This window comes from Candidatus Synechococcus spongiarum (genome assembly GCF_900047545.1).
GTDB classification, from domain to species: domain Bacteria; phylum Cyanobacteriota; class Cyanobacteriia; order PCC-6307; family Cyanobiaceae; genus Synechococcus_B; species Synechococcus_B spongiarum_C.
On sequence record NZ_FITM01000116.1, the window covers coordinates 1 to 3753 of the forward strand.

A 3753-nucleotide genomic window follows, 5' to 3' on the forward strand; every position below is an offset into this window, starting at 1 on the left:
CATATCTTCCTCTCTGCCGTCCTCCTCGCCGCCACTCCCATCTTCTGGTTATGAGTTCTGAGCCTAGGGTGCCCCGGAAAAAAGCCAGAATGGAACTCCCCTTCGGAACATCCATGGTTGCTGTTGAACGGTTGGGTCATGTGGCCGTCCGTGTCCAGGACATGGAACGGGCCAAGCGCTTTTACTGCGCCCTTGGCATGGAACTGGTGTGGGATGCCCAGGATTGGTGCTACCTGGAAACCAGATCAGGGCGGGAGGGTCTGGCCCTGCTGGGACCCGACTACCGCGCTGCGGGACCTCACTTTGCCTTCCATTTTCGGGATCGCGCTGCCGTCAATACAGCCCATGCCCAACTCAAGTCTGCGGGTGTGGCGGTGGGGGCGGTGCATGATCACCGGGACGGCACCGCCTCCTTCTACTTGCGGGATCCGGATGGCAACTGGCTGGAAATGCTCTACGAACCCCAGGGGGGCATTCCCGCCAACGTGACGCCAGCCATGGGCGCCACTGCCACAACCTGAGTACAGATGGGACATTAGGCCTGGTAGGCTGTTCCCGTACGCCAGCCCGCCCGATGCCAGCCCGCCCCCCTGGACTGACTGGATGGTTACCGTCAGGCTTCTTCACTGCCCTGCTGGGGCTTGTCTGGTACGAGGTCAAGGCCAGTGAAGCTAGGCTGGGAAAGCGCATTGACGAACTCCGCGAAGGCAACAGAGAACTGGGCCGCAAGCTGGACCGCCTGATTGAAAGTTGCTTGCCCAACCCCCACTGACTTGAATTGTTCCAACAAACTTGTCCAACCCCTGTCCTCCATTCAGGAGGAGGCCCTGGAACTGCTGGGGTGGCCGGAACTCTGCCAGCACCTGGCCGGCTTTGCCTCCACCACCATGGGGCGCCAATCCCTGCTGCGGTTGTCCTTACCCGCTAATCTATCCCGGAGCCAATGTCTTCAACAGGAAACCCGGGAACTGCTGGAGCGGGATCAGCAGTTGGAGGGGGGGCTGGATTTTCGTGGCGTGGTGGACCTGAATCCACTGGTGGAGTGTTGCTGCAAGGGGGGAATTGCCACAGGTGAGGCGTTGCTGGGGGTGGCCACCACCATGGCCGCTGTGCGCAAACTGCGGCATCAGCTCAACGATCCCCAGCAACAGCCGGTAACTACCGCGTGTCTGGCCCGGTTGCAGGGCTTGCACCAGCTTGAGCACCGCCTGAACCATTGCCTGGAGGAGGGGGGGCACGTGGCGGATCGGGCCAGCAGTGCTTTGGCGGTGGTGCGACACCAACTGGGCCAGTTGCGCCTTGAACTGCGTCAACAGCTTCACGGCTTGCTGCGGCGTCATCAGGCGGTGCTGCAAGACACCATCATCTCCTCCCGCCATGGGCGCGCCGTGCTGGCCCTCAAAGCGGGCGCCATGGATCAGTTGCCCGGGTTAGTCCATGACAGCTCGACCTCCGGCAACACCTTGTTTGTGGAGCCCCAGGCGCTGGTGCCCCTGGGCAATCGCATCCGTGACCTGGAGGCCCAGGAGCGCCAGGAGGAGGAGCAGGTGCTGCGGCAGTTGAGTCAACTGGTGGCGGATGATGCCCACCATCTTCTGGACACCCGTGCAGCCCTGCTGCAGCTTGACATGGCCCTGGCGCGGGGTCACTACGGGGTCGCCATGGGCGGCATCCAGCCGGACTTTCTGGAGACCAGCCTGAAGACCGATGAAGCCGGGAATGCTGTTGGGGCAACTCAAGAGCCCATCCTGCTGCGGCAGCTGCGTCATCCGCTGCTGGTGTGGCAACAACAGCAGGCTGGCGGCGCTGAGGTGGTGCCGGTGGACGTTCAGGTGCGCCCTCGGCAGCGGGTGGTGGCCATCACCGGACCCAATACGGGCGGCAAGACCGTTGTTCTCAAAAGCCTGGGTCTGGCCCTCCTCATGGCTCGTGCAGGACTGCCGGTGCTCTGCGCCGGTCCGGCCCGACTGCCATGGGCCGAGCTGGTGCTGGCCGACATCGGTGACGAACAATCCCTCCAGCAAAACCTCTCCACCTTCAGTGGCCACATCAAGCGACTGGCGCGGATCCTTGAAGCGATCGAGGCCTCGCCCGCAGCCCACACCAACGGCGTGGTGCTGCTGGACGAGCTGGGGGCCGGCACGGATCCCAGCGAAGGGTCTGCCCTGGCCATCGCCCTGTTGCGCCACATGGCGGATCGGGTCCGCCTCACCATGGCCACCACCCACTGCAGCGCCCTCAAGGCGCTCAAATACGAAGACGACCGCTTTGAAAACGCCTCTGTCGCCTTTGACGAGGCCACCATGGCCCCCACCTATCAGTTGCAGTGGGGTATCCCCGGTCGCAGCAACGCCCTGGCCATTGCCCAGCGGTTGGGTCTGGAGCCAGCGGTGCTGAACCAAGCCCGGGCCTTGCTCAAACCCCAGCAAGCGGGTGAGGTGAGTTCCATCATCAGTGGTCTGGAGCAGCAACGGCAACAGCAGGAGGCCACCACCGCCACCGCCGCCGCTCTCCTGGCCCGCACCGAACAACTCCACGCCCAGGTGCTCAGCCATTGGCAACGACAACAGCGTGACATGGCCCAGCGGCAGCAGCAGCGGCAACAGCAGTTGGAGAATGCCATCCAGGCTGCCCAGCAGGAGGTGGCCCGCATCATTCGCATCCTGCGGCAAGGGCCGCCGGACGGGGAGCAGGCCCGCCGGGCTGGTCAACGCCTGAAGGCCCTCAAACAAGACTGGCGCCTGCAGAGCGCCATCGCGCCAGACCCGTCCCGCCAACTGCCACATCCACAGGGGTGGTCACCCCACGTGGGCATGAGGGTGCGGCTGCGGCGCCTGGGCAAGGCGGCGGAGGTGCTGGATGTGAAAGATAACGGCCGGATGCTGGAGCTGCGCTGCGGCCCCATGCGACTCCAGGCCCCCGTGGACGACGTGGAGTCCCTCAACGGGGACGAGCCCCACCACGCCGCCCCCCCGGTGCAGGTGACCCACCGCCAGCCCCTGGCCCCCGGCCCGGAGGTGCGCTGCGCCGCCAACACCCTCGACCTGCGTGGGTTCCGGCTCCATGAGGCGGAGTCCGCCGTGGCGGATCAGCTGAGCCGTGCTAACGGTCCCATTTGGGTGATCCACGGCATCGGCACGGGGCGGCTCAAGCGGGGTCTCCGGGACTGGCTGAAGACTACAGACCAAATGGAGCGCTTCCACGATGCGGAGCCGGGAGACGGGGGCATGGGCTGCACCGTGGTGTGGCCGTGTCGTTGAACTCCTCGGTCATTCTCTCCACAGGCCCTGACCTCCCGCGAGAGCTATAACCTACAGCGGCAACTTGGCGGTAGCCGCCATGCACTCCATCACCATCGAGAACTTCCGCTGCTTTGGCAAGAGGCAGACGGCCCATCTCGCTCCACTGACGTTGCTGGTGGGCGAGAACAGCACCGGCAAAACCTCCTTCCTCGCCCTGCTCAGGGCATTGGACGACCTTGCCCATAACGCCATTCCCAACTTCAAGCAGCCGCCCTACGACCTGGGCAGCTTTGACGAAATTCCCCATTACCGGGGTGGACGGGCTGGCAGAGCAAAAACCTTCGGTGCGGAGATTGCTGCATTGCCAGCCATTCCTGGCAACCAAGACGAGTGGAAACTTACTGTGCAGTTTGACAAAGATACAAAGGAAACTTGCTCCTCTGCTTGTCTATCGGAACCCGAGTTTTGGATAAGGTCAGGAGGGGGTTGGGATGCTGGGCATGGGGTCAGG

General features: G+C 63.9%; 4 protein-coding genes. All 4 read left to right on the forward strand.

What is annotated here, in order from left to right; all coding sequences use genetic code 11:
- The first annotated feature begins 113 nt into the window (after nucleotides 1-113).
- Entirely contained in the window at nucleotides 114-521 is a 408-nt protein-coding gene (locus tag FLM9_RS04910) for a VOC family protein (protein WP_074457527.1), read from the forward strand.
- 53 nt (nucleotides 522-574) lie between these two features.
- Nucleotides 575-772 carry a hypothetical protein gene (locus FLM9_RS08160; RefSeq protein WP_074457526.1) on the forward strand — a complete coding sequence of 66 codons (198 nt, stop codon included), beginning with the start codon at nucleotides 575-577 and terminating at the stop codon, nucleotides 770-772.
- A 31-nt stretch (nucleotides 773-803) separates the two neighbouring features.
- The gene (locus FLM9_RS04920) at nucleotides 804-3260 is read left to right on the forward strand and encodes an endonuclease MutS2 (protein ID WP_074457528.1); all 2457 of its coding nucleotides are present in this window, start codon (nucleotides 804-806) and stop codon (nucleotides 3258-3260) included.
- A gap of 79 nt (nucleotides 3261-3339) precedes the next feature.
- Nucleotides 3340-3753 (forward strand): AAA family ATPase (locus FLM9_RS04925; RefSeq protein ID WP_143324608.1); only part of this gene is annotated, 414 nt, incomplete at its 3' end.

Coding starts and splice junctions, on each gene's coding strand:
- FLM9_RS08160 (WP_074457526.1), top strand. CDS start 575: ATGCCAGCCCGCCCCCCTGGACTGACTGGATGGTTACCGTCAGGCTTC.
- FLM9_RS04910 (WP_074457527.1), top strand. CDS start 114: ATGGTTGCTGTTGAACGGTTGGGTCATGTGGCCGTCCGTGTCCAGGAC.